25 protein-coding genes are annotated in these 25,633 nt (G+C 58.9%); 13 read left to right on the top strand and 12 right to left on the bottom strand.

The window, feature by feature from the left end; genetic code table 11:
• Positions 1 to 299: 299 nt before the first annotated feature.
• The 4 genes from JWQ61_RS20285 to JWQ61_RS20270 are packed head-to-tail and all read left to right on the top strand — an operon-like array spanning position 300 to position 3,571.
• Complete coding sequence (locus JWQ61_RS20285) at positions 300 to 545, top strand: hypothetical protein (protein ID WP_304362100.1); 246 nt, start codon at positions 300 to 302, stop codon at positions 543 to 545.
• Entirely contained in the window at positions 545 to 1,312 is a 768-nt protein-coding gene (locus JWQ61_RS20280) for a prolipoprotein diacylglyceryl transferase (protein ID WP_304362099.1), read from the top strand. The genes JWQ61_RS20285 and JWQ61_RS20280 overlap by 1 nt, the downstream gene beginning before the upstream one ends.
• 25 nt (positions 1,313 to 1,337) lie before the next feature.
• The gene (locus JWQ61_RS20275) at positions 1,338 to 2,111 is read left to right on the top strand and encodes a tetratricopeptide repeat protein (protein WP_304362098.1); all 774 of its coding nucleotides are present in this window, start codon (positions 1,338 to 1,340) and stop codon (positions 2,109 to 2,111) included.
• Positions 2,108 to 3,571, top strand: a complete 1,464-nt coding sequence (locus JWQ61_RS20270; protein ID WP_304362097.1) for a radical SAM protein — start codon at positions 2,108 to 2,110, stop codon at positions 3,569 to 3,571. The genes JWQ61_RS20275 and JWQ61_RS20270 overlap by 4 nt, the downstream gene beginning before the upstream one ends.
• A gap of 64 nt (positions 3,572 to 3,635) precedes the next feature.
• Here the strand turns inward: JWQ61_RS20270 and JWQ61_RS20265 are convergent, their stop codons facing one another.
• From JWQ61_RS20265 to JWQ61_RS20230, 8 genes are all read right to left on the bottom strand, one after another.
• Entirely contained in the window at positions 3,636 to 4,385 is a 750-nt protein-coding gene (locus tag JWQ61_RS20265) for an SDR family oxidoreductase (RefSeq protein WP_304362096.1), read from the bottom strand.
• A 7-nt stretch (positions 4,386 to 4,392) separates the two neighbouring features.
• Positions 4,393 to 5,640, bottom strand: coding sequence for a phenylacetate--CoA ligase family protein (locus JWQ61_RS20260; protein ID WP_304362095.1), 1,248 nt, complete (start codon positions 5,638 to 5,640; stop codon positions 4,393 to 4,395).
• Between the two features lie 44 nt (positions 5,641 to 5,684).
• Positions 5,685 to 6,488 (bottom strand): ABC transporter ATP-binding protein, encoded by an 804-nt coding sequence (locus JWQ61_RS20255; protein WP_041741993.1) that lies wholly within the window; start codon positions 6,486 to 6,488, stop codon positions 5,685 to 5,687.
• 59 nt (positions 6,489 to 6,547) lie between these two features.
• Positions 6,548 to 7,870 carry an ABC transporter substrate-binding protein gene (locus tag JWQ61_RS20250; RefSeq protein ID WP_304362094.1) on the bottom strand — a complete coding sequence of 441 codons (1,323 nt, stop codon included), beginning with the start codon at positions 7,868 to 7,870 and terminating at the stop codon, positions 6,548 to 6,550.
• A 67-nt stretch (positions 7,871 to 7,937) separates the two neighbouring features.
• Positions 7,938 to 9,014 carry a branched-chain amino acid ABC transporter permease gene (locus JWQ61_RS20245; protein WP_304362093.1) on the bottom strand — a complete coding sequence of 359 codons (1,077 nt, stop codon included), beginning with the start codon at positions 9,012 to 9,014 and terminating at the stop codon, positions 7,938 to 7,940.
• 47 nt (positions 9,015 to 9,061) lie between these two features.
• Positions 9,062 to 9,976: a branched-chain amino acid ABC transporter permease gene (locus JWQ61_RS20240; RefSeq protein ID WP_304362092.1), complete on the bottom strand. Its 915-nt coding sequence runs from the start codon at positions 9,974 to 9,976 to the stop codon at positions 9,062 to 9,064.
• A gap of 12 nt (positions 9,977 to 9,988) precedes the next feature.
• Positions 9,989 to 10,873, bottom strand: coding sequence for an ABC transporter ATP-binding protein (locus tag JWQ61_RS20235; protein ID WP_120235486.1), 885 nt, complete (start codon positions 10,871 to 10,873; stop codon positions 9,989 to 9,991).
• Between the two features lie 5 nt (positions 10,874 to 10,878).
• Complete coding sequence (locus tag JWQ61_RS20230) at positions 10,879 to 12,840, bottom strand: long-chain fatty acid--CoA ligase (protein WP_304362091.1); 1,962 nt, start codon at positions 12,838 to 12,840, stop codon at positions 10,879 to 10,881.
• A gap of 269 nt (positions 12,841 to 13,109) precedes the next feature.
• Here JWQ61_RS20230 and JWQ61_RS20225 point away from each other — a divergent pair, with 269 nt between their 5' ends.
• The 6 genes from JWQ61_RS20225 to JWQ61_RS20200 all read left to right on the top strand — a co-directional run bounded on the left by JWQ61_RS20225 (position 13,110) and on the right by JWQ61_RS20200 (position 19,908).
• Positions 13,110 to 13,766: a Crp/Fnr family transcriptional regulator gene (locus JWQ61_RS20225; RefSeq protein ID WP_304362110.1), complete on the top strand. Its 657-nt coding sequence runs from the start codon at positions 13,110 to 13,112 to the stop codon at positions 13,764 to 13,766.
• 5 nt (positions 13,767 to 13,771) lie between these two features.
• Complete coding sequence (locus JWQ61_RS20220) at positions 13,772 to 14,266, top strand: DNA-deoxyinosine glycosylase (RefSeq protein WP_304362090.1); 495 nt, start codon at positions 13,772 to 13,774, stop codon at positions 14,264 to 14,266.
• Positions 14,267 to 14,398: 132 nt separating this feature from the next.
• Entirely contained in the window at positions 14,399 to 15,235 is an 837-nt protein-coding gene (locus JWQ61_RS20215) for a spermidine synthase (RefSeq protein ID WP_304362089.1), read from the top strand.
• A gap of 78 nt (positions 15,236 to 15,313) precedes the next feature.
• On the top strand, positions 15,314 to 17,095 hold the full coding sequence (locus JWQ61_RS20210; protein ID WP_304362088.1) for a GspE/PulE family protein: 1,782 nt from the start codon (positions 15,314 to 15,316) through the stop codon (positions 17,093 to 17,095).
• 394 nt (positions 17,096 to 17,489) lie between these two features.
• Complete coding sequence (locus JWQ61_RS20205; RefSeq protein WP_304362087.1) at positions 17,490 to 18,596, top strand: substrate-binding domain-containing protein; 1,107 nt, start codon at positions 17,490 to 17,492, stop codon at positions 18,594 to 18,596.
• 79 nt (positions 18,597 to 18,675) lie between these two features.
• Entirely contained in the window at positions 18,676 to 19,908 is a 1,233-nt protein-coding gene (locus tag JWQ61_RS20200) for a 6-phosphofructokinase (RefSeq protein WP_304362086.1), read from the top strand.
• Between the two features lie 36 nt (positions 19,909 to 19,944).
• Here JWQ61_RS20200 and JWQ61_RS20195 read toward each other — a convergent pair whose 3' ends face one another.
• Complete coding sequence (locus JWQ61_RS20195; protein ID WP_304362085.1) at positions 19,945 to 20,970, bottom strand: class I fructose-bisphosphate aldolase; 1,026 nt, start codon at positions 20,968 to 20,970, stop codon at positions 19,945 to 19,947.
• Between the two features lie 198 nt (positions 20,971 to 21,168).
• On the opposite strand from JWQ61_RS20195, the gene JWQ61_RS20190 reads away from it, so the two are divergent.
• Positions 21,169 to 21,600 carry an OsmC family protein gene (locus JWQ61_RS20190; protein ID WP_304362084.1) on the top strand — a complete coding sequence of 144 codons (432 nt, stop codon included), beginning with the start codon at positions 21,169 to 21,171 and terminating at the stop codon, positions 21,598 to 21,600.
• A 110-nt stretch (positions 21,601 to 21,710) separates the two neighbouring features.
• Positions 21,711 to 21,926: a glycine zipper 2TM domain-containing protein gene (locus JWQ61_RS20185; protein ID WP_061540627.1), complete on the top strand. Its 216-nt coding sequence runs from the start codon at positions 21,711 to 21,713 to the stop codon at positions 21,924 to 21,926.
• Between the two features lie 33 nt (positions 21,927 to 21,959).
• Here JWQ61_RS20185 and JWQ61_RS20180 read toward each other — a convergent pair whose 3' ends face one another.
• Positions 21,960 to 22,652, bottom strand: coding sequence for a Crp/Fnr family transcriptional regulator (locus JWQ61_RS20180; protein ID WP_304362083.1), 693 nt, complete (start codon positions 22,650 to 22,652; stop codon positions 21,960 to 21,962).
• A 284-nt stretch (positions 22,653 to 22,936) separates the two neighbouring features.
• On the opposite strand from JWQ61_RS20180, the gene JWQ61_RS20175 reads away from it, so the two are divergent.
• Positions 22,937 to 24,709 (top strand): C13 family peptidase, encoded by a 1,773-nt coding sequence (locus JWQ61_RS20175; RefSeq protein WP_304362082.1) that lies wholly within the window; start codon positions 22,937 to 22,939, stop codon positions 24,707 to 24,709.
• Between the two features lie 17 nt (positions 24,710 to 24,726).
• On the opposite strand, the gene JWQ61_RS20170 is transcribed toward JWQ61_RS20175, so the two are convergent.
• A complete protein-coding gene (locus JWQ61_RS20170) occupies positions 24,727 to 25,128 on the bottom strand; it encodes a VOC family protein (protein WP_304362081.1) in 402 nt (133 codons plus the stop codon).
• A gap of 20 nt (positions 25,129 to 25,148) precedes the next feature.
• Complete coding sequence (locus JWQ61_RS20165) at positions 25,149 to 25,511, bottom strand: YciI family protein (RefSeq protein ID WP_061540632.1); 363 nt, start codon at positions 25,509 to 25,511, stop codon at positions 25,149 to 25,151.
• Positions 25,512 to 25,633: the final 122 nt, after the last annotated feature.

The raw sequence follows: 25,633 nt of genomic DNA, 5'->3' as shown, positions 1-25,633 counted from the left end.
TGCCGCATGACCCGCGAAGCGCACCAACAGAGGGGTTGCCCGGGCACGGCGCCGTTGCTTGCAGCATTGGACAGTGAATCACTGGATCAGGTTTTCGCCAACTCTGCTCATTTTATCAATTTTTTAGAAGCAACTGGGATTTTGCCCAAAATGCCTCGCTTGGCATGGAGAAAATCAGCGTATTAATTCAGGTTCAGCAATAAAATCATTCCCACGAAACTGCGCAACAAATTACTTAATGGCAACTAAAAACTATATAATCAATCTTCGCTGCCAAATTCAATCCCAGCAAGGCTCCCATGAAAACACTGTTCAAAGCCCTAAGCATCATGTTTTTTTTAGTACTGATGGTCGGCTTTGGGCTCTGTGGCTTTCTAGGGATTGTGTCTGGCAGTAGCTACAAAACCAATGGGGATGGCCTGTCGTCCATTTTTTTTCTTGGGTGCGCAGGAGTAGGAATTAGTATCGCGCTCGGCTTCGTTATATATCGCATTGCAAAAAAATCAGATTTTGCGATACAGCCAGATCAAGACGAATCCAAATAATGAAAGCAGTTGTCTTTTCCAGCACGACTGCACACCTCATCCATCTGTTTTTTGAATGGGCAGCCATCGCCTCCGGCGTCCAGCTATATCGCTGGCAACGTGCCCGCCAAGGCCTCTCCGGCATCTTGGAACCGGGACAATACGCCATCATCATCGGCTGCGTACTCGGCGCAGCGATCGGAAACAAGTTGGTGTTCTGGATGGAGTTTCCGCAGTTATGGGCATCGTCTTCGTTAGATATCAATCTCTGGATGTCGGGACAATCTATCGTCGGTGGTTTGCTCGGCGGGTTGTGTGGCGTAGAGATTGCAAAAAAACTGATTCGCTCTCAACGCTCCACAGGCGACCACTTTGTTTTGCCATTGATGCTGGGCACCGCCGTCGGGCGCATCGGTTGTTTTCTGGCAGGACTACACGACGGCACTTATGGCGTAGCCACCCACATGCCTTGGGGGGTCGACTTTGGCGATGGCATTTTTCGCCACCCCACGCAACTGTATGACATCCTCTTTGTATTAGTTTGGGGTGGCGCCATTCTATTTTTTCAAAAACGCTGGCGCGAAAGTCCGGGCCTTCTCTTCAAGTTTTATCTATCAGGCTATTTACTGTGGCGCTTACTCGTCGATGGCATCAAACCGATTCCTTATGAATATGCCGGTGGCCTTAGCGGCATACAGATCATGTGTTTGTTGGCTTTACTGTGCTATCTCCCATTTGTAATCAAACAATTTTTGAATTTTAAAAAAAATGCGCCTCTTTTCCCGTGATCGATCACGTGCAGCATTACTGATAGTGAGTTTGAGTTTGATTGGTGGTACGGGTTGTATCACTGCCTCCATCGTCAACAGCGTGCAACAAAAAAATGCAGAGCGTGCGAATGCAGAAATGCAGAAAAAAAGAATTGAAGGGTATAAAGTAGCAGCCAGTCGCGGTGATCTGGAGGCCATGACACAACTTGGAATGGAATATATAAATGGTTCTCCAAGCCTGGAAAGAGACATCCCCACAGGTATCACTTTACTCGAACAAGCCGCTGCCAAACAATATGGTCCTGCGGAATATGTCTTGGGCTGGCTTTTACTCAACGGCTCCAACCGACGGTCCTACGCCAGGCCTCTCAACGCAGAACAATTGCCCCTGGATCCCCTGCGCGGAGTTGAATTATTAAAACGATCGTCTACACGTTCTTGCAGCCCTTCACCTGTGTTTTTCAATCGCTTTTCTGCGTTTGACGTTAGTGAAATATATCGCAATGGCGGGATTATCGGGCAAGACATACAGCAAGCAGACCTTTGGCTTGCGCGCAGCATTTTAGACTGCAGATATCCATTCGACACCGCGATTAGATACAAATTTCAAATTTCAAAAGAAACTGACACAGCGGCTAAAATTAAAACCTTATCTTTTCTCTTGATGCAACCGGGCAGTGACACACTCACCAAACTGCAGGCATCCATGTCTCAGGCAGACATACAAGCGGCACAAGAAAGAATGGCATTGCTACGCCAAGCTGCCATCGAATCAAGACAACAATATCCCGCACCGCCTAACTCGAGCCAACGATGACGCGTAAAATCCGCCCCTACCTTTTTTACGATACGACTACTTCAGTCTGCTCTACCTGCCTGCATCCGGTTGAAGCCAAGATCATCTTTAAAGATGATCATGTCTACATGGATAAGTGGTGTACTGCGCACGGCAGCGAACGCGTGCTGGTTAGCGATGATGTCGAATATTATCGTTTGTGCCGCGAAGTGTTCGTCAAACATCTGGAAATGCCGCAAATGTTTAACACTAAAATGGAATACGGCTGTCCCTATGATTGCGGCCTGTGTCCAGACCACATGCAGCACTCTTGCTTATCCATTGTCGAGATTACCGACAACTGCAATTTAAATTGCCCCGTTTGCTATGCAGAAAGCGGCACGCATCGGGAACAGCATAAACCCTTGGCGGACGTCATCAAGATGCTTGACGCTGTTGTGGCCAATGAAGGCGAGGCTGATGTCATGCAATTGTCCGGCGGCGAGCCCACTTTACATCCGCAATTCTGGGAAATTCTCGATGCTGCCAAAGCCCGTCCGATCAAACATGTGATGGTTAACACCAATGGCATCGTATTGGCGCAAGATCCTGAGTTTGTGCAACGCTTGGCAGGCTATGCGCCAGGAATAGAAGTGTATTTGCAATTCGATTCCATGCGTGCAGAAGTACATAAGGTATTACGCGGCGCTGATTTAAGCCGCATCCGGCTACAAGCATTGAAAAATCTGAATGCAGCTGGTTTATCCACCACTTTGGTGGTAACGCTGAAAAAAGGTTTGAATGATGATGAGATTGGCACCATTATCGACTTCGCCTTGACGCAACCGTGTGTTCGCGGCGTCACGTTGCAGCCGATTCAAGATGCTGGTCGTGTTGAAAATTACGATCCTCGCCTGCATCGCCTGACCGTTTCTGAAATACGTCGCAAGATCGCAGAGCAAACCAGTGTATTCACCTTGCAAGATATCGTCCCGGTGCCTTGCAATCCCGATACTCTGGCAATGGCTTACGCCCTCAAAACCGACGAAAAAATCGTCCCGCTTACCCGATATCTTGACCCGCAATCGCTAGTGGAAGGTAGCGGCAACACGATAGTTTTTGAGCGCGACGATGCGTTCAAAAAGAATATGAAAGACCAGGTATTTAAACTGTTTTCGACTAACCATTCCCCGGAATCACAAGCCAACTGTCTTTCTGAATTAATGTGTTGCCTGCCTTTGATTTCTGCGCCGCAGACGCTGCGATACGACAATGTTTTTCGGGTATTGATTGTGCAGTTTATGGATGCATATTCTTTGGATGTTCGCGCCCTGAAAAAATCCTGCATACATTTTGCCCAAGCTGATGGAAAAATGATTCCATTTGAAAGTTACAACCTGCTCTATCGCGATAACAAACGACTTACGGCCATCCGCAAAAGCATTGCGCGACAAACCACCGCCAGACATGATCCCAACCGTATCCCGATCAAACTGTTGTAGCTAGGGTCAAGGTCGGACGCCTTCACCTCGAATCATCGCTTCTACCGTCTGATCCATCCTCTGATTAACGGCCGCCGGCGACATCGATGAATGTGCCGGTCGAATACGATGCTTCGTCCGACACCAGCCACATGATCGCGCGCGCCACTTCCTCGGCGCTGCCGCCGCGTTGCATCGGCACCGTATCCTTGACCCGGTCGACCCGGCCCGGTTCGCCGCCGCTGGCGTGGATGTCGGTATAGATCACGCCCGGCCGCACCGCGTTGACGCGGATGCCTTGGTCGGCGACTTCCTTCGCCAGGCCGACCGTCATGGCGTCGATCGCACCCTTGGAGGCGGCGTAATCGACATATTCGCCCGGACCGCCGAGCTTGGCCGCCATCGACGACAGGTTGACGATGGCGCCGCCCTGGCCGCCGAGGCTGGTAGACATGCGCCGCACCGCTTCGCGGGCGCACAGGAAACTGCCGACGATGTTGGTGGTGAACACACGCTGCAAACGCGCCACGTCCATCTCCTCCACCCGCATCTGCCGCTCCAGGATGCCGGCGTTGTTGACTAGCGCGGCCAGCTTGCCGAGTTGCGCATCGACGGTCTGGAACAGCTTCAAGACATCGGCCTCGACCGCGACATCCCCGGCTACCGCCAAGGCTTCGCCACCGGCCTGGCGGATGGCATCGACCACCTGCTCGGCGGCGCTGCGGTTATGCACATAATTGACGCATACGGCATAGCCGCGGGCGGCCGCCAGATGCGCGGTGGCGGCGCCGATGCCGCGGCTGGCGCCGGTAATCACGATCACTTGTTTCGACATGCTGCCCTCATTCGTATTTGCGGGCATCCTCGATGACTTTGCCGTCATTCGGCAGGCTGCCCGGCGCGACAAATAAAACTTCGCCGCGCAGTTTGGTTATCTCGCGCAGGCTGTCCGCAATCTGTTCCGCGGCCGATGCCGGCGCGTCCTGCGCCTCGCAATGCAGCGTCATGACATCGTTGGCCATGGCGCCGCTGACCACCAGCCGCGCTTTCATGACCTGAGGATGGCGCTTCAGCACTTCCGCCAGCTGCGACGGATGGACGAACATGCCGCGCACCTTGGTCACCTGGTCGGCGCGTCCCATCCAGCCCTTGATGCGGGTATTGGTGCGGCCGCAGGGCGAGACGCCTTCCAGCACCGCGGACAAATCCCCAGTGGCGAACCGTATCAAAGGATAATCGGGGTTGAAAGAAGTCAGCACCACCTCGCCCACTTCACCGGCGGCAACCGGGTCGCCGCTGCCGGGCCGCACGATTTCCAGGATCAGGTCCTCATCCAGGATCATACCCGGATTGAGGCGGCCGTTGCTGAGCGACTCGTAAGCGATATTGCCGACGTCGGCCGAGGCATACAATTGCAGCACATGCGGCACGCCGTTATCGTGGAACCACTGGCGCAGCGACGGCGGCAAGGCTTCGGCGCTGAGCAGCGCCCGTTGCACGGTGCCGATATCGGCGCCCATCTCGCGCGCCTTTTCGATGATGATCTTGAGGAAGGACGGCGTACCGACATAAGCGTCCGGCCGCAAGGCCGACATCGCCTGCACCTGCAGCTCAGTCTGGCCGATGCCGGCCGGGATCACGGCGCAGCCCAGCTTGCTGGCCGCGCCTTCGACCATGAAGGCGGCCGGCGTGAAATGGTAGGCGAAACAATTCTGTATCAGGTCGCCGGCGCGCAGCCCCAGGGCCCGCATCGGCCGGGAAAAACGCCACCAGTCCTGGCCGTAGCCTTCAGGATCGAAAATCGGTCCGGGCGATACATATAAGCGCCGCAACTGACGGTGCGGCGTGGTGTTCAGGCCGCCGAACGGCGGTTGCTCCGCCTGCAGTTCATGTAAATCGGATTTGCGCGTGAGCGGCAATTGCGCCAGCGCAGCGCGGTCACGGATCTCGCCGGCAGCTACGCCGTGCAGGATGCGGCCCCAGCCGGTTGCAGCCTGCGCCCGCGCGATCAATTGCGGCAAGCCGCCCATCAGATCCGCCTCACGTTGCAAGGGATGGCGTTGTTCAAGAAAGTCGAGAGTATCGGACATGGCGGACCTGTATGCGTGGACGGAAAAACGGCGTAGCGATAACCTCAGGCCAGCCAGCGCTTGCGGCGCCGGTAGAATTTCATGTCGCGGAAATTCTTGCGCCCCGCTCCCGACACCCCCAGGTAGAACTCTTTCACATCCTCGTTGCTGGCCAGCTCGCTGGCGGCGCCTTCCATCACCACCCGGCCGTTTTCCAGGATGTAGCCGAAATCGGCGTAGCGCAGCGCCACCATGGTGTTTTGTTCTGCCAGCAGGAAAGACACGTTTTCCCGCCGGTTCAAATCCTTGACGATCTCGAAGATCTCCTCGACCACCTGCGGCGCCAGCCCCATCGACGGCTCATCCAGCAAGATCATCGACGGCTTGGCCATCATCGCGCGGCCGATCGCCGTCATCTGCTGTTCGCCGCCGGAGGTATAACCGGACTGCGATTTGCGCCGTTCTTTCAGGCGCGGGAAATAGTCGTAGATCCTTTCCAGGTCGCGCCTGACCTGGATATTGCTGACCTGGCGCGTATAAGCGCCGGTCAGGAGATTTTCCTCCACTGTCAGGTGGCCGAAACAATGGCGTCCTTCCATCACCTGGATCACGCCGCGCCTGACCAGGTCGTTCGGCGTCAGGCGGTCGACCCGCTCGCCCTTGTATTCGATGCTGCCTTTGGTGACATCGCCGCGTTCCGCCGACAGCAGGTTGGAGATCGCTTTCAGCGTCGTGCTTTTGCCGGCGCCGTTGGCGCCCAGCAAAGCGACGATCTTCCCTTCCGGCACCGCCAGCGATACGCCTTTCAGCACCAGGATGACGTGGTCGTAGATCACTTCGATGTTATTGATGTTGAGTGCTGTACCCATGCTTTCCTCAGCTATGCAGTAAAAAGCGCCGGCAGCCCAAGCGGGCACCGGCGCCGGAACTACTTCATGCAGGCGGGCGTGATGCCTTTTTCTTTTGCATACTTCGCAGCGGAAGCCTTGAACAGCGGATGGATCAGGTTCTTGTTGCCTTCGATCCAGTCGGACACCAAGACCCACTTGCCGCCATCCCATTGCTGGATCTTGATCTTGCCCGAGCCCTCATGGTTGTCGCAGGACGTCTTGATCTCAGGTAGCAGGCCGGAAGCGCCCAGCTGCTGCAGTCGTGCGTTGGTGATGTTCAGGTTCTCCAGCCCCCAGCGCACGTCTTCGCCGCTCATTACCTTGCCCTTGCCGTACTTGGCCTGGGCGGTGCGTATCGCTTCCACTGTAGCCAGCGCAGCCGATACACCGCGGTTGTACAGGATCGAACCGATCTTGGCCTTGTCCTGCATGTTGCCCTTGCCGGCGCCGTACACCACCTTCTCGATATCGGCGATCAGCGGCACGCTCTTGCCGGATACGTTCCAGGTGGCGCTCAGGTAACCCTTGGCAGCATCGCCGGCCGGCACCGTGTCTTCCTCAGAGCCGGCCCACCAGGAGCCGATGATCTTGTCGCGGGCGAATCCGACTTTCTGCGCTGCCTTCAAGGCGGTCTGGTTCATCACGCCCCAGCCCCAGAAAATGACGTAGTCCGGATTTTCCTGGCGGATCTTCAGCCACTGCGCGCCCTGCTCATTGCCGGGATGGGCCACCGGGATCTGCACCAGCTTGAATTTACCTAGCGTCGCTTCGGCATCCAGCGCCACTATCGGTTCCTTGCCGTAGGCCGAGTCGTGGTACAGGAACACGATCTTCTTGCCGGCCAGCGAACCGCCGTTCTTGCTTGCCAGGTATTTCACGATCGCCGACACCTGCATCTGGTAGGTCGTCACCAGCGGAAAGGCATACGGGAACACCGAACCGTCCACCGCATCGGTGCGGCCGTAGCCGACCATCAGCAGCGGCACCTTGTCTTCCGCCGTCTTGTCGATCAGCGCATAGGCGATGCCGGTCGCCATGGCGTTGATGGCGGTGCCCTTGGTGACCGGGTTCTTGCCTTTCAGGCGCTCGTAACATTCGACGCCCTTGGCGTTGTTGTATTCGGTTTCGCATTCTTCCCAGGACAGCTTGACGCCGTTGATGCCGCCTTCCTTCAGGTTGACGTAGCTCAGGTAGTCGATATAACCGCCGTAATACGACTGGCCGTTGGTGCCGTAGGGGCCGACCCGATAGCTGGGAATCGCAATGAATTGGTCGCTTGCCTGCGCCATCGCGGGCAAGGCCGGCGCCAGCAGGCAGGCCGCAGCCGCCATGGCGAGCATGATCCGTTTGAGGTTTTTCATTATCTTGTCTCCTTTTGTCGTGCTAATTATTGGGACTGGGGGACTGCTAAAAAACTGCCGCATCGGTCTAATGCGGGAACGGCCACAGGCGCAGTTTTTCCTTGGTGATCTGCCACAGGCGCGCCAGCCCGTGCGGTTCTGCAATCAGGAAGAAAATGATCAGGGCGCCGAACAGCATCATCTGGATATGCGACACCGTGGCGTTGGTGAACGGCAGGTGCAGCCAGGTCGCCAGCGGCGGCAAGACGTTGTCCAGGAAAATCGGCAGCAGCAGGATGAAGGCGGAACCGAGGAAAGCGCCGAGGATGCTGCCGACGCCGCCGACGATGATCATGAACAGGATGCGGAACGACAAGTCCAGCGAAAAGCCGTCCGGCTCCACCGACCCCAGGTAGCAGAAGGCGTACAGGGCGCCGGCGACGCCGCAGAAAAACGAGCTGACGGCAAACGCCAGCAGCTTGGTCTGCATCAGGCGGATGCCGATCACTTCCGCCGCCACGTCCATGTCGCGCACCGCCATCCATGCGCGGCCGGTGGAAGAACGCACCAGGTTTTTCGCCAGCAGCGCCATGACGCAGACAATCGCCAGCACGAACAGGTATTTCCTGACCGGGCTGTTGATGGCGATGCCGAACAGGTTGATCTTTTGCGCGCTGATCACGCCGGAAGAGCTGTCGTTGGAAAACCAGGGAAACTTGGTCAGCACCCAGATCACGAAAAATTGCGCGGCCAGCGTCGCCACCGCCAGGTAAAAACCTTTGATCCGCAATGAAGGCAGGCCGAACAGGACGCCGACCGCAGCCGCGCAGCAGCCTGCCAGGATGAAGGACAGCAGGATCGGAATGCCCTCCACCCGCAGCTGGAAATTGTAGGCAGCATAGGCGCCGACCGCCATGAACGCGGCCGAACCCAACGACAGCTGGCCAGCGTAGCCGGTCAGTATGTTCAGGCCCAGCGCCGCCAGCGCAAACACCAGGAAGGGAATCAGTATCGCGGAAAACCAGTATTCGCTGCCGATCAGAGGAATGCCGACAAAGGCGACCGCCAGCACGATAGCCATGCCGATGCGGTCCTGCCGGATCGGGAATATCTGGCTATCCGCGATGTACGAAGTTTTAAACTGTCCGGCTTCACGATAAAACATGGCATGTCTCCATTCTAATTCTCAAGGTCCCGCCAGCGCCAAAAATGTCACACACGATCGATATGCCGCTCGCCGAACAGCCCCTCCGGCCGCACCAGCAGGAACAGCAGCGCGAACACATAAGGGAACCATCCTTCTATGCCGCCGAAATTACCGCCGAACATGTCTTGCATGACCGGCGGAATATAGATCTCCGCCAGCTTTTCGGATACGCCGATAATCAGGCCGCCGGCAATCGCCCCGGGGATCGAGGTAAAGCCGCCGAGAATCAATACCGGTAAAGCCTTCAAGGCCGTCATCGTCAACGCAAACTGGACGCCGTTGCGCGAACCCCACAGCAAACCCGCAACCAGCGCCACAAAACCGGCCACGCCCCAGACGATGACCCAGATATGGCGCAAGGGAATGCCCAGCGACAGTGCCGCCTGGTGGTCGTCCGCCACCGCCCGCAAGGCCCGGCCGACCTTGGTTTTCTGGAAGAACAGCGCCAGCAGCAGCACCAGCCCGATCACCATGCCGGACGCAAACAGGTCGAATTTGGAGATGCCTATGCCGAACCTGTCCATGACCGAGGCAATCGGCTCGTCGACGATACCGAGGTTGATTGCCCGCACTTCGCTGCCGAACAGCATCGGCCCCAGTCCTTCCAGGAAAAAAGCCAGGCCGATGGTGGCCATGAACAAGGTGATCGGCGGCTGGTTGACCAGCTTGCGCAGCACCAGGCGCTCGGTCGCCACCGCCACCACGATCATTACAGCAAAAGCGCCGATGATCGCCGCCCACATCGGCCAGCCCTTGTCCATCAGGCCGACCACCGCCAGCGCCGCAAAATAGACCATGGCGCCCTGGGCGAAATTGAATACGCCGGAAGCCTTGTAGATCAGCACGAAACCTAGCGCCACCAGCGAATACATCAGGCCCGAGAGCAAGCCGCTCAGTGTCACTTCAAGGAAAAATTGCATTGTCGTCTCCGTTCAGTGCGAGCTGCCGAGGTAGGCTTTGATGACTTCGGGATTGTTCATGACTTCGTCCGGCGTGCCGTCGCCGATCTTCTTGCCGTAATCAAGCACCACCACCCGGTCCGAGATATCCATCACCACTCCCATGTCATGCTCGATCAGCACGATGGTGCTGCCGAACTGGTCGTTGACATCCAGGATGAAGCGGCACATGTCCTGCTTCTCCTCGACGTTCATGCCGGCCATCGGTTCGTCCAGCAGCAGCATGCTTGGTTCGGCAGCCAGTGCGCGCGCCAGCTCCACCCGCTTTTGCAAGCCGTAAGGCAAGCGCCCGACCGGCGTCTTGCGGATGTGCTGGATTTCCAGGAAATCGATCACCTCCTCCACCTTGCGCCTGTGCTGCATTTCCTCGTTGCGCGCCCGCCCCCACCAGATGGCGTTGGCCAGCAGGCCGGAGTGCATCTTGGTATTGCGGCCGGTCATGATGTTGTCCAGCACCGTCATGCCCTTGAACAAGGCGATGTTCTGAAAGGTGCGCGCAATCCCCTGCCGCGCCACTTTGCTGGGATGCATGCTGTGCCGCGGTACGCCATGGAATACGATGCTGCCTTTTTGCGGATGATAGACGCCGTTGATGACGTTGATCATCGAACTCTTGCCGGCGCCGTTGGGGCCGATGATGGCGCGGATCTCATGCTCTTTCACATTGAACGAGATATCGGTAAGCGCCTTGACGCCGCCGAACGACAGCGAAATATTCTGCAGGTCGAGCACCACTTCGCCGATGTTGCGCTCGCGGCCCATCACCTGCTGCTCCGGTTTGTGCAAGGCCGCGGCCGGCGGCGCCGGTTCTGCCGGCAGGACTTCTGCCGTGACATGTCTTTTCATGATCGCACTCATCTCAGTCAAGCCGCTTTATCGAAAGAGTTAAAAGTCCTGGCGTCGGCGATCTGCAGGTCGGCAGCGATCATGCCCTGCCGGCCGTCTTCGAACTTGACCTGGGTTTCTATGTACTGCGATCGCTTGCCGCCATACAGGGCCTCGATCAGCACAGCGTACTTGCCTGCGATGAAATCGCGCCGCACCTTGCGAGTGCGCGTCAGCTCATCGTCGTCGGCATCCAGTTCCTTGTGCAGGATCAGGAAGCGATGAATCTGCGACGCCGCCAGCAAAGGATCTTGCACCAGGTCGGCATTGACCTTTTCCACGCAGCCGGCGATCAGCGCGTACACCGCCTGCTGCGCGGCGAGGTCGGCGTAACTGCTGTAGGCCAGGTTGCGCCGTTCGGCCCAGTTGCCGACCGCATCCATGTCGATGTTGATGAAGGCGGTGCATTGCTGGCGCTGGTTGCCGAACACTACCGCTTCTTTGACGAAGGGAAAGAATTTCAGCTTGTTTTCTATGTACTTCGGCGCAAACAGGGTGCCGCCGGCCATCTTGCCCACATCCTTGGCGCGGTCGATGATTTTCAAGTGGCCGTCGCCATCGAAAAACCCGGCGTCGCCGGTGTGGAAATAGCCGTCGGCGTCGATAGCCTCGGCGGTGGCCTCAGGCCGCTTGAAATAGGATTTCATCAAGCCGGGCGAGCGCACCAGCACCTCGCCCTTGGCGTCGATATGCACTTCTACGCCTTTCATCGGCCGCCCTACCGTGTCCAGCTTGACGTCGCCGGAAGGCTGCATGCAGACGGTGACGCAGGTTTCGGTCATGCCGTACAGCTGCTTCAGGTTGATGCCCAGCGAACGGTAGAAGTCGAACAGGTCGGGGCCGATCGCTTCGCCGCCGGTGTAGGCGACACGGATCCGCGACATGCCCAGCACATTCTTCAGCGGGCCGTAGATCAGCAGGTTGCCGAGTCCGTACAGCAGGCGGTCGGCCAGCGACACATCCGGCTTCTTGTCGAGTATGCGTATGCCGACGCGGCGGGCGATGCCCATGAACGCGTGGAACAGCTTGCGCTTGATCCAGCCGGCGTCTTCGATCCGGATCATGACCTGGGTCAGGATGTTTTCGTAGATGCGCGGCGGTGCAAAATAATAGGTCGGCCCGATCTCGCGCAAGTCGGTCATCACGGTATTCGGCGATTCCGGGCAGTTCAGGCAGAAGCCGGCGACATGCGCCTGCGCAAACGAATACAGGAAATCGCCGACCCAGGCCAGCGGCAGGTAGCACAGCAGGTCGTCGTCCTGGTCCAGCTGGTCGAACTCGACCAGCGTGCGCGCGGTGGCGATCATCGCCGCATGCGAATGGCACACGCCTTTCGGTTTGCCGGTGGTGCCGGAGGTGTACAGGATGATGGCGATGTCGTCGGCGCGCCCGGCGTCGACTTCGTTCATGAAAAAACCGGGATGCGCCAGGTCATAGGCGCGCCCTATCTCCACCACCTTGGCAAAGGAAGACAATTCGGGCTGATGGTAATTGCGCAGGCCGCGTTCGTCATCGACGATGATGCGGCTGATGCGCAACAGCGTCTGCTTGATCTCGAACACCTTGTCGACCTGCTCCTGGTCTTCCACCACCACAAAATCGATTTCAGCGTCATCCAGCACGTAAGCCATGTCGGCCGCAGGGGCGTCCTGGTAGAGCGGCACCGGCATCCCGCCCAGGCACTGGGCAGCAGACATCGCCCAATACAGCCGCGGGCAGTTATTGCCGACAATCGCCAGGCTCATGCCGCGCCGGAAACCGAGCGCCGCCAGGCCGCAGGCAAAAGCCCGCACTTCGCCGGCCACCTGGGCCCAGCTGGTGGCCTGCCAGATGCCGAGATCTTTTTCCCGGAACGCCGGCTGCTGCGGGCGTTCCTGTGCATGTTTCAGGAGCAGGTCTGGAAATGTCTGCACTCCTGGACGTCGTGTTGTCTCCACCATCGTCCCACCTTTTTTATCTGGTCCCACGGCATCGAGGTCGAAGCCATGTGCCTGTCAGTGTCAAGTCAGTCTGGGCCGGCATGCTTACGTCGCACTTACTCTAGCCGGTTATGTGCTGCTTTTGTGCGATGATAGTAGTGTCAGTCGGGAGATGGGGTTGTCATCTCGCAGACAATTGCCGAAATATTTATTAAACGACCCAAACGACCCGCGAACGACCCGCGATATTGCAGCGCATCATAATGATCAAAGAAACTTCGATTCAAGACATGCTGGCCAAGACCATGTGGGCGCGGGCACTCACCGATGCGCAGCTGGCGCGGGTGGAAGCCGAGATGTTCAGCCGCAAGATCGCCGGCGGCGCCTTTGTCTGCCGCAAGGGTGATCCGGTCACCCACTGGATCGGCGTGCATGAAGGGCTGCTGAAGATGAGCAGCGTTTCCCCCGAAGGCAAAACGGTATCCTTTGCCGGCATGGCGAACGGCGGCTGGCTGGGCGAAGGTTCCTTGCTCAAGAGCGAACCGCGCAAATACGATGTGGTGGCGCTGCGCGACAGCGAGCTGCTGTACATGCCGAAAACCACTTACCTATGGCTGCTCGACAACAGCATCCAGTTCAACCGCTTCCTGGTCACGCAGCTCAACGAGCGGCTGGCGCTGTTCATCTCGCTGGTGGAATACGACCGCATGCTGGAGCCGGACGCGCGCGTGGCGCGTTGCCTGGCGGCGCTGTTCAATCCCTACCTGAATCCCGGCATCGGCCGCGAGCTGCAGATTTCCCAGGAAGAAGTCGGCAATCTTTCCGGCGCCTCGCGCCAGCGCGCCAACCAGGCGCTGCAGGTGCTGGAAAAAGCCGGGCTGCTGAAAGTCGATTACGGCAGCATCACCATCCTCGACCTGGACGGCCTGCGCCAGTTCCATTCCTGACCCTGATGACCCGCAAGCGCAGCTTTCCGCCGGTAGTCGATGAGCAGGTCCGCCTGTTGATACTGGGCAGCCTGCCGGGCAACGTGTCGCTGGCGCACAGCCAGTATTACGCCCATCCGCAAAACCGCTTCTGGAAACTGCTGGCGGAAGTGGCCGGCGTCGACCTGCCGGCGCTGCCCTATGGCGACCGCTTGCAAGCTCTGCTGGCCAGGCACATAGGCTTGTGGGATGTGGTGGCGGAAGCGCAGCGCGACGGCAGCCTGGACAGCAATATCCGCGACCATGTCCACAACGACTTGCCCAGCCTCGCCGCCAGCCTGCCGCGGCTGGCCGCCATCGCCTTCAACGGCGGCACCGCCGCCAGGCTCGGACTCAAGGCGCTGGGACCGCAGGCCGCGGATTACCGCATCATCCTGCTCCCCTCCAGCAGCCCGGCCTATACCCGGCCGTATGCGGAAAAGCTGGAAGCCTGGCTGGCGCTGCGGGACTGCCTGGCCTGAGCGCTTACAAAAAACAGGCAGTAGCGGCCACCGGCATGGTTGACCGTCCTAATCAGACAATATTTAGCGCTAGTTGCTGCTGGGGACGGTATCATTGCCCTACATTTTTACCTGACGCTATTTATTCCGCTAATGCTGATCAAACGCAAATCCATAGAAGCCGACGCCAACCGCATGGACGGCCCGCGCAAACGCTCCGAAGTTGCAAAAAAAGACACACCAAAACCGCCGCGCAAACCCAAGTTTGCCCCGGTCACACTGTCCGAACAGGACGGCGTGCGCTTCCTGCATTTCGGCACCGAGTGGGTGCAAGGCGCCATGCGGCTGCGCAAGCCGGACTGGCCGGAACTCGAATACGCGCAGCAGATGATGGCCTGGATGCTGTTCAACCCGGAACCGCAGCACATCGTGCAGCTGGGCCTGGGCACCGCGGCGCTGACCAAGTTCAGCTACCGCCAGTTTCCCGCCGCGCGCGTCACCGCGATTGAACTGAACCCCTCGGTGCTGGCGATTTGCTCCTCCATGTTCAAGCTGCCGCCCGACGACGAGCGGCTGTCGGTGCTCGAGATGGACGCCATGGATTTTGTCATGGACCCGCTCAACCACGGCAGCATCGACGCCCTCCAGGTTGACCTGTACGACGCCACCGCGCGCGGCCCGGTGCTGGACACGCCCGAGTTCTACAGCGCTTGCGCCGCCTGCCTGACGGACTATGGCGTCATGACCGTCAACCTGTTCGGCGACCACCCCAGCTATGCCAAAAACCTGAAAGCCATGATGTTTGCCTTCGACGATGTCTGGTGCCTGCCGGAAGTCCACGAAGGCAATGTGATCGCCATCGCTTTCAAGAAGGCGCCGCCGGTCGATTTCAGCGCCCTCTATGAGCGCGCCGCCGAAATCACCGCCGCCACCAAGCTGCCCGCCAAGTCCTGGGTCAACGGCCTGAAGGCCTGGCATTCGCCGCAGTAACAGACTAGGCTTGAAGCCATGGCATACCAGACAAACGCTGCTCAACCCGCAGTTCAACCCACCGATACTCCTATCGCAATGAACACTGCATCGCCCAAAATACTAGACCTGCAGCAGATCTTCACCTGGCTGCTGAACGACGGCACGGTTGACAAGAACGAGGTGAAGGCCTTCTATACCCAGGCGCAGGGAATTTTCCGCAACGCCCCGATCGCGATCCATCCGCTCAATGCGGTAGCCCAGTGCAAGCGCCAGTCGGCGCTGCCGCCGCATCGCGCCATCACCCTCGAATGGCTGACCGAATGGCTGGCGCGCCAGGTGCAGATGCCGTTCTACCGCATCGATCCGCTGAAGATCGATTTCGCCAAGGTGGCCGATGTCATGTCCGCCAGCTACGCCACCCGCTTCAACATCCTGCCGGTCGAGCTGAGCCTGACCGACCTGGTGATCGCCACCGCCGAACCGTTCCGCACCGAATGGCAGGCCGAGATCGCCAAGATTTCACGCCGCAATATCCGCCTGGTGATCGCCAACCCGCTCGACATCACGCAATACATCACGCAGTTCTTCACGCTGGCGAAATCGATCAAGAGCGCCCACAAATCGGGCGGCCAGGAACTGGCGCTGCGCAACAACTTCGAGCAGCTGGTCGAACTGGGCAAGTCGAACAAGCAGGTCGACGCCAATGACCAGCACATCGTCAACATCGTCGACTGGCTGTGGCAGTACGCGTTCGAACAGCGCGCCTCCGACATCCACATGGAACCCAAGCGCGACTTCAGCGCCATCCGTTTCCGCATCGACGGCGTCCTGCACCAGGTGTACCAGGTGCCGGCAGTGGTCATGATCGCCATGACCGCGCGCATCAAGCTGCTGGGGCGGATGGACGTCATCGAAAAGCGCCGGCCACAGGATGGCCGGATCAAGACCCGCACCGCCGGCGGCCAGGAAATCGAGCTGCGTTTGTCGACGCTGCCGACCGCCTTCGGCGAAAAGCTGGTGATGCGGATTTTCGATCCGGAGGTGGTGGTCAAGACCTTGCCGGAACTCGGCTTTCCAGCCGACGACGCCCTGCGCTGGGATGCACTGACCAAGCGCCCGCACGGCATCATCCTGGTGACCGGACCGACCGGCTCCGGCAAGACCACCACGCTGTACACCACGCTCAAGGCGCTGGCCACCTCTGAAGTCAACGTCTGCTCGGTGGAAGACCCGATCGAAATGGTGGAAGCCTCGTTCAACCAGATGCAGGTCAACCACGGCATCGACCTCACCTTCGCCGACGGCGTGCGGGCCCTGATGCGGCAGGATCCAGACATCATCATGGTGGGTGAAATCCGCGACCTGGAAACCGCCGAAATGGCGATCCAGGCCGCCCTCACCGGCCACCTGGTGCTGTCGACCCTGCATACCAACGATGCGCCGTCGGCGGTGATGCGCCTGCTGGAACTGGGCGTGCCGTACTACCTGCTGGAAACCACCTTGATCGGCATCATGGCGCAGCGCCTGGTGCGCACCCTGTGCACCCACTGCAAGAGCGCCGACGGCCAGGTCGCCGACGACGTCTGGGCCACGCTGGTGGAAAACTGGAACGTGCCCAAGCCGGCCAACGTCTACCATCCGGTCGGCTGCCCGGAATGCCGCCAGACCGGCTACCGCGGCCGTACCGGCTTGTACGAGCTGCTGACTGTGACCCAGCCGTTCTCGAAACTGATCCAGACCGAAACCGACATCCATGCGCTGAAACAGCAAAGCATCCGCGACGGCATGAAACCGCTGCGCCTGGCCGGCGCGCTGAAGGTGCTGGAAGGCGTGACCACGGTGGAAGAAGTCTTGAAAGTGACCTCGGCGCTGACCTGACACGGCAATCAGCCGGCATCGCTGCAATCGATAAAGGGCTGCCCGTCATCGCGACGGGCAGCCCTTTTGTTTATTTATCATCCCTCGCGACAAATTGCCCCTGCCTTGCCGCCGAAATGCTTGAAATTCCAGGCGCTTCAAAAAAATAAAGCCTGTCGCCGATTCCGGCACCGATTTCCAATAGACAATTATTTAACCTTTGCGTAAGCTAAGGCACGCTATCGCCGGCGCCGCTTTTTTGTTCGTTGTTTTGCTTGAAAGCGGCGTCAGTACTGGCTCAGGGAGATGTGTGTATTTTGCAATACAGGGAGTAGTCTGCAACGAATAGTTTGCAATAAAAAAGACAGGCGGGAAATCCGCTCCGACCATACGCAGTCAAATCCGGATAAAAATAATGAAATTGACACATTTTAATTTCGTAACGGTAGCACTTGTCTTCGGCCTTATCAGTTCCGCCTTCGCACAGGAAGATCCGACCTTGTTCCTGAACCGCGCCAATGCCAAGATCGCCAAGGCGATGGCCTTCAAAACCAGCTGGGACGGCCCCACCAGCGGCCCCAAAATCGCAGCGCAGAAAAAATCGATCGTGCTGATCGCCTCGAACCTGAAGAACAACAGCGTGCTGCGCGTCGCCAACGGCGTCAAGGAAGCGGCGGCGGTGGCCGGCTGGGACGTGTTCGTGATCGATTGCTGGGGCGTCAACAGCAAACACGCGGAAGCTTTCAGCCGGGCGCTGGCGCTGAAGCCAAACGGCATCGTCCTGGCCGGGATCGACGCCAACGAACAGCCCAAGGAAATGAATGCTTCCCACGCCCAGAGCGTGCCGGTGGTCGGCTGGCACGCCTCCACCAGGATAGGCCCGAGCGACGGTTTATTTACCAACGTTACCGCCGATCCCAAGGAAGAGGCGACCATCGCGACCTTGCTCGGCGTAGTCAATTCCAACGGCAAGGCCGGGGTAGTCGTCTTCACCGATCCCAACAGCCTGTACGCCCAGTCGAAATCGAATGAAGTGGCGGCGGTGGTCAAGCAGTGCCGCAGCTGCACCCTGCTCAGCGTAGAAGCATTGCCGGCCACTACCACGGCCGACAAGATGCCGGCGCTGCTGACTGCGCTGGCGCAGCGCTTCGGCAAGAAATGGACGCACATCATCGGCGTCAACGACAACTACCTTGACCTGCTGGCGACGCCGGCCGCGGCCGCGATCATCGCCAGCAACAAGATCGAAGCACTGTCTGCCGGCGAAGGTTCCGAATCGGCCTACCAGCGCATCCGCAGCAAAACGGTCCAGCTCGCCACGGTGCCGGAGCCGTTCAGCCTGCAAGGGTGGCAAATCGTCGATGAATTGAACCGCTCATTTTCCGGTGAACAAGCCAGCGCCTATACCACCCCGGTCTACCTGGTGACTGAACAGAACATTGCGTTCCACGGCGGCCAGCAAAATACCTTTGAACCGAATAACGGCTACCGCAACGAGTACAAGAAAATCTGGGGCAAATAAAGCGATTGGCCGGCGCCCGCGCGATGGAGGTAGAATCGAGCAGACAGCTCCATTCAACGATGGCTCAAGGAGGAATCCCATGCACCCCCGAAGAATCCTTATCGCGCAAGGCGGCGGCCCGACCGCCGTCATCAATCAGTCCCTGGTGGGAGTAGTGCTGGCGGCGCGCGGCGTGTCCGATGTCGACCTGGTGTACGGCGCCCGCAACGGCGTGCGCGGCATCGTCAACGAAGACTTCCTCGACCTCGGCCAGGAAACCGGCGCCAACCTGGAGCTGGTGGCCAACACCCCGTCTTCCGCGCTGGGATCGACGCGCGACAAACCCGACCTCAAGTATTGCCAGGAGATCATCCAGGTGCTGCAGGCGCACCAGATCAACCACTTCTTCTACATAGGCGGCAACGACTCATCCGACACCCTGCGCATCCTCAGCCTGGAAGCGGAAAAGCTGGCCTTCCCCCTGCGCTGCATCCATATCCCGAAGACCATCGACAACGATCTGGTCAGCAACGATCACACGCCGGGCTTCCCGTCGGCCGCGCGCTTCGTGGCGCAGGCGTTTGCCGGCGCCAACCTGGACAACGCCGCCCTGCCCGGCGTCTATGTCGGCGTGGTGATGGGCCGGCATGCCGGCTTCCTGACGGCGGCCTCAGCACTGGGCAGGAAATTTGCCGATGACGGTCCGCACCTGATCTACCTGCCGGAACGGGTCTTTGTGCTGGAAAATTTCCTGGCCGATGTGAAGCAGGCCTACCAGCGTTTCGGCCGCTGCGTGATCGCCGTATCGGAAGGCATACACGATGCATCCGGCACGCCTATCGCCAGCCTGCTGGCGAAGACGGTGGAGCGCGACGACCATGGCAACGTGCAGCTGTCCGGCAACGGCGCCCTGGCTGACCTGCTGTGCGAAGAGATCAAATCGAAACTGAACATCAAGCGCGTGCGCGGCGATACCTTCGGTTACCTGCAGCGCTCGTTCATGGGTTGCGTCTCGGATGTGGACCAGCGCGAAGCGCGCGAAGTCGGTGAAAAAGCGCTGCAGTTTGCCATCCACGGCAAGCGCAACGGCACCGTCGCCATCAAGCGCAGCGGCGCTTATTCGATCAACTACGCGGTCAACTATGAATTGCTGGACCTGGATGTGGTGGCAGGCAAGACCCGGGTTATGGAAGACGAGCTGATCGCCGCCAGCGGCACCGACGTCACCGATGCCTTCCGGCTTTACCTGCAGCCGCTGCTGGGCGCGGGCATGCCGGACGGTTTCCGGCTGCGCTCGCCAGCGGTTGCAAAAATACGCAACGCCGGCGGCTGATCCGCATCCCGCGATGACGCGGGATGTACGACCATCTTATGCAGAGGCATTTTCCATCGCGCTGTCGTACTGCCCGGCATGCGCCAGGCCGTTCAACCGGCAACGATGGAAAAAGATTTTTTGCGCTTCAGCCACGTTCTGTTCCTGGCCCTTCCAGGTGGTCAGCACCGGCGCCTGCAACGCCCGGCCGTAGGAGAAACTGACCGGCCACGGATGCGCGCCAAGCTTGTTCATTGCATCCAGATGCGCGGTCGCGTCTTGCGCGCTTTGGCCGCCGGACAGGAACACGATGCCAGGAACCGTTGCCGGCACATAACGCGTCAGGCAACGCATGGTGGCTTCGGCCACTTGCTGCACACCGGCTTGCTGCGGACACTTCATGCCGGCGATCACCATGTTCGGCTTGAGCAGCATGCCCTCGAACACAACGCGCTGGTTATCCAGCTCGGCAAACACGATTTCCAGCACCTTTGAAGTCACCGCTTCGCAGCGCGCGATGTCGTGCGAGCCGTCCATCAGCACTTCCGGCTCGACGATAGGCACAATCCCGACCTCCTGGCACAGCGCGGCATAACGCGCCAGGGCGTGGGCGTTTGCCTGGATCGCGGAACTTGTCGGAATGCCTTGCTCGCTGATCTCGATCACGCCGCGCCACTTGGCGAACCTGGCTCCCAGTTGCTGGTACTCCAGCAGGCGCTCGCGCAAGCCGTCCAGCCCTTCGGTGATTTTCTCGCCCGCATGCAGGGCCAGCGGCTTGGCGCCGCTGTCGACCTTGATGCCGGGGATGATACCGCGCCGCGCCAGCAGCTCGGCAAAAGGCGTGCCGTCGGTCGCGCTCTGGCGCAGTGTTTCGTCGTACAGGATGACGCCGCCGAGATAGGGCTCGACACCCTCGGTGGAAAACAGGATTTCACGATAACGGCGGCGGTTTTCTTCGCTGCACTCGAGTTTGATGACATCAAACCGCTTCTTGATGGTCGGTCCGCTTTCATCCGCCGCCAAGATGCCCTTCTGTCCTGCCACGATGGCGCTGGCCACCGACTTCAGCTCGTCGATATTCATTGCTGGTTGCTCCCAGTGATGACTGCAGACTGCAAAAAGCCCTGCGGAACATGCTGCCACGAATGCATCGGCAAGGCAACCGCTTGCCGCACTGTGCGTGACTCCTATGTTGGCTATCGAACTGACAGCAGCCAGTGCAGCGTGGGATTGTGTCCTGCAACCTTCAACGCATGACAAATCTTTTTTTACCTAGGAGACATGGTTATGAAACGTACAGCATCGGCAGCCTGGAGCGGCGGCCTCAAGGATGGCAAAGGCAATATCTCGACCCAAAGCGGACTACTGGCCAATGCCCAATATGGCTTCAATACACGTTTTGAGGACGGCCCCGGAACCAATCCTGAAGAATTGATCGCAGCAGCGCATGCCGGCTGTTTCAGCATGGCCCTGGCGGCCCAGCTGGGCGAAGCCGGCATGACCGCGGAAAGCATCAAGACCAGCGCTGCGGTGACGCTGGAGAAAATTGACGGCGGCTTCTCGATTACCGCGGTGCACCTGGACCTGGTCGCCAGGATTCCCGGCGCAACCCAGGCCAGTTTCGAGGCGGTGGCGGACAAGGCCAAGACAGGCTGCCCGGTGTCGAAGCTGCTCAATGCCAAGATTACCCTGGATGCAAAACTGGAAACCTGAATATAGGTCTAGGTGCGCCACCGTACCGACCATGGCCGGTTTTACCGCTACTGTTGACTCCAAGGCTAGGGCATTTCCCTACGCCTGAGTATTGATAAAGAGGTGTTCTTATGAAAACCATGCAAAAACTTACTGCCACAGCAATCACTGTTGTCATGTTGCTTGGCCTCGGCGCATGCGACGGCATGTCGCGTCGCGGACAGAACACGGCGATCGGCGCAGGTGTAGGCGCAGTCGGCGGTGCGGTATTGACCAACGGCAGCGCGCTTGGCACAGTGGGCGGCGCCGCAGTCGGCGGCGTCATCGGCCACGAAGTCGGGAAATAAGGAATTGGCGCCGGCAGGCAAGCTTGCTGGCCTTCAGCATAACAACGCCGCATAAGCTTGCTGTTCGACGGCATAGCAGCCGCATGCCGCGGCTTCCAGTCCAAGCCTGTCGAGTACCTTGAGGTTGCCGCGCCGGTATTCTATCAAGCCGCTGCGTTGCAAGGCGCTGGCGGCGGCGGTGATGCCTTCGCGGCGCACGCCGAGCATGGCGGCCAGGAATTCGTGGGTGACGCGGAAGCTGTCGGAATGCGCCCGGTCCTGGCTCATCAGCAGCCAGCGCGCCAGGCGCGGACCGATCAGGTGAAAACGCAGGCAGGCGGCCGAAGTCGCCATCTGCGCCATGCGCACATACAAATAATGGTGCATGGCGCGCAGCAAAGCCGGGCTATGCGCCAGCTCGCTGCGAAAATCATTGACGCCGACACGCCGTGCGGCGCCGGGGCTTTGCACCACTGCATGCACCGGCGCTGTCGCCACACCCAGCGCCATCTGCACCCCCAGCATGCCTTCCCGTCCTACCATGCCGACTTCCACTCCGGGGCTGCCCTCAATCCGGGCAACCAGTGAAATCGACGCTTCGGTAGGGAAATACACATGGCGGATAGAGTTGCCAGGTTCGCACAACACTTCACCCAGCCCCAGTTCTACCTGCTCACTGACAGACAGCAGGTGCAGGCGATCCTTGCGTGGAAGCAGCTCGATCAGATGGTTCTCGACGGTGCCCAAACTGGTTCTCCGGTATATTGCCGGTCCGTCAGATGCACGGGCCGAGATGAAGATCGCGTTGTTGGCGAATACGATGTCGGGGTAGTAACAGCAGTGTGCGGCAAGCAGTTGCGGCTGACCGTCTGCTAGCGCACATAACGAAGATTGAATTGAGGCAGCCCTCCATGCCTGAAACAACACCGATAGCGATGGAAGCTGGATTTTTATCCAAAAAACAAGCTCTCATGTTAAATTTCCGTACCGCAATTCGCGGCAGCTCAAAATCTTCGGAAACAGGGAAATACATGCATAAAAACAAAGCCGGCACAGGCAGCTGCGGCCGCGCACTAGCGGCGACTGCGATATGTGTGTTTTTCTCGGGATTCCTGACCGTCTGCGCCGCTGCATCCGTCCCGGACGCAGTTACCCCCGACGGCGGCCGATATTACGGCCAGCTGGCAGACGGCAAGCTGCAGGGCCAAGGGAAAATAGAATGGGAAAACGGCGCGACTTATGAGGGCGGCTTTGAAAAAGGGTTGTTTTCAGGCCAAGGAAAATACCAGATAGATCTTGGTTATCTGTACGAAGGTGAGTTCAAGGATGGCATGAGGTCCGGCCAGGGCCGCGCTGTCGATCCCAGCGGCACGGTGTACGTCGGGCATTTCGCCAATAACGAATTCGACGGCCTCGGAAAACTGACGTCCCGGAACGAGGAATACACGGGCCAGTTCAAGCAAGGGACATACGCCGGCAAAGGTGAAATAAAGTATCCGAACGGACGCACTTATAAAGGTGAATTCGCCGATGGCCAATACCAGGGCAAAGGGCGGTACGAAGTAAAGGGTGAAGAATTCTACGTGGGAGAATTCGACAAGGGAGAGTTTGCCGGACATGGCCTCTACCAGAGGAAAAACGGCTCCCGCTATACCGGCGCTTTCAAGAAATGGCTGCCGGACGGCGGCGGCCGGCTTACCGATGCAGGGGGCAATGTCTACGAAGGCGTTTTTTCCGGCGGACGCCTGGTCGGCCAGGGACGCTACACCGGCAAGGACGGCAGCAGTTACCAGGGTGGATTCAAGAACTGGAAATACCACGGCCAAGGAATCTACCGGAATGCCAAAGGCGACCAGTACACAGGAAATTTTGCGTACGGTTTCTATGAAGGCGAAGGCACCCTGGTTTACGCCGCGCCACAAAAAGACGGCCGCACCAAGGATAGCGGCAACTGGAGCGAAGGCGTCCTGGAAAATGCTGCAGCCGAAGCGCAAGCCAAGCAGAACATAGAAACCGCGCTGTACCAGCAGCGCGCCCTGCTCGACAAGGCCCTGGCGGCAGTCGCGCCGCGTGAACCGGGCAAGATCAACCTGTACCTGCTGGCTGTCGCCGGCGACGGTTCGCAAGAAGTATTTCACCGCGAAACGGATTTTGTGCGGCAGCAGTTCGACCGCGATTTCGGCACCCAGGGGCGCTCGATAGTGCTGGTCAACAGCCGCAACACGGTGTCGCAGCAGCCGATGGCGACCGTCACCAGCATCCGCGAAAGCCTGAACGCCATCGCCGGCCGGATGGACAAGGAAAAGGACATCCTGTTCCTGTACCTGACCAGCCATGGTTCGCGCGACCACGAGCTGATGCTGGCCCAGAACGGCATGGAGCTGCGCAACCTCAAGGCCACGGAACTGGGGAAAATGCTGGCAGAGTCCGGCATACGCTGGAAGGTTGTGGTGGTTTCGGCCTGCTACGCCGGCGGTTTCATCAATCCGTTAAAAGACGAACGCACCATGGTAATCGCCGCCGCGCGTCCTGACCGCACTTCCTTCGGCTGTTCCGACGACAACGACTTCACCTATTTCGGACGGGCTTTTTTCCAGAAATCCCTGCCTGGCAGCGCTTCCTTCAGCGCCGCTTTCGACAAGGCCAAAACCCTGGTCGCCACCTGGGAGAACGACGATATCAAATCCGCCGGCAAAGATAGTGAAGTGTTGCATTCGGAACCGCAGATATATCACACCTCCCTGATCGACCAGTACCTGAAGACATGGCAGGCGCAGCTGAAAACCACTTCTGCTCAAAGATAGCGGTCCCTGTCCGCAAGCTACTCGCTGGCTGCCGGCTCCATATACGCGAATTCCCATGCGTGGCCGTCCAGGTCGCGGAAACCGTGGCTGTACATGAAGCCGTAGTCTTGCGGTTCTTCCGTGGTCCTCGCTCCGGCAGCGCGACCGCCGGCAACCAGCTGGTCGACCTGGGCGCGGCTGTCGCATGAAACACAGACCAGCACCTCGGTCTGCTTGGTGGCGTCGCACACCGGCTGTTTGGCAAAACCCTGGAAAAAATCTTCGACCAGCAGCATGGCGTACAGGTTCTCGCCAAGGATCATGCAGGCCCCTTGGTCGTTGGTGAATTTTGGGTTGAAGTCATAACCGAGGCTCTTGAAGAAATCCTTCGATTTCGGCAAGTCCTTGACCGGCAGGTTGACGAAGATTTGCTTGTGCATGATCGTTCCTTTCAGATAATTCAGACGGTTGCCTGCGTTGCAGCGATATCGCTGACATCGAGCTCGCGCACCGGGCGCACTTCGATGCTGCCGTAACGCGCAGGTGGGATCTTCGAAGCCCAGTGGATCGCCTCGTTGAGGTCCTTGGCTTCTATCATGTAGAAACCCGCCAGCTGTTCCTTGGTTTCGGCGAACGGGCCATCGGTCAGGGACATCTGGCCGTTGCGCACCCGGATGGTGGTGGCGGTGTCGGTCGGTTGCAGCGCTTGTCCGGCAACAAAGTGGCCGCTGTCGCGCAGTTCCTCGACGAAGGCAAAGCAAGTGCTGTCCGGACAAGCATGCAGTTTGTCCTGGGCAAGGTAGACAAGGCACAGATAATTCATGATGGTCTCCAGTCAATGACGAGGATGGTGGGTGGCTGCCGGTGGCGCAGCGCGCCGCCGGCGTCGGTTCATAGGCACTTACACTGAATAGTCGAACCGCAGGCAGCGGAATCGACAGCACT

It is taken from the genome of Collimonas fungivorans (assembly GCF_028292705.1).
GTDB lineage: Bacteria > Pseudomonadota > Gammaproteobacteria > Burkholderiales > Burkholderiaceae_D > Collimonas > Collimonas fungivorans_B.
Note: the sequence above shows the minus strand (reverse complement) of the source record. Positions and strands in the feature narration are given on the sequence as shown.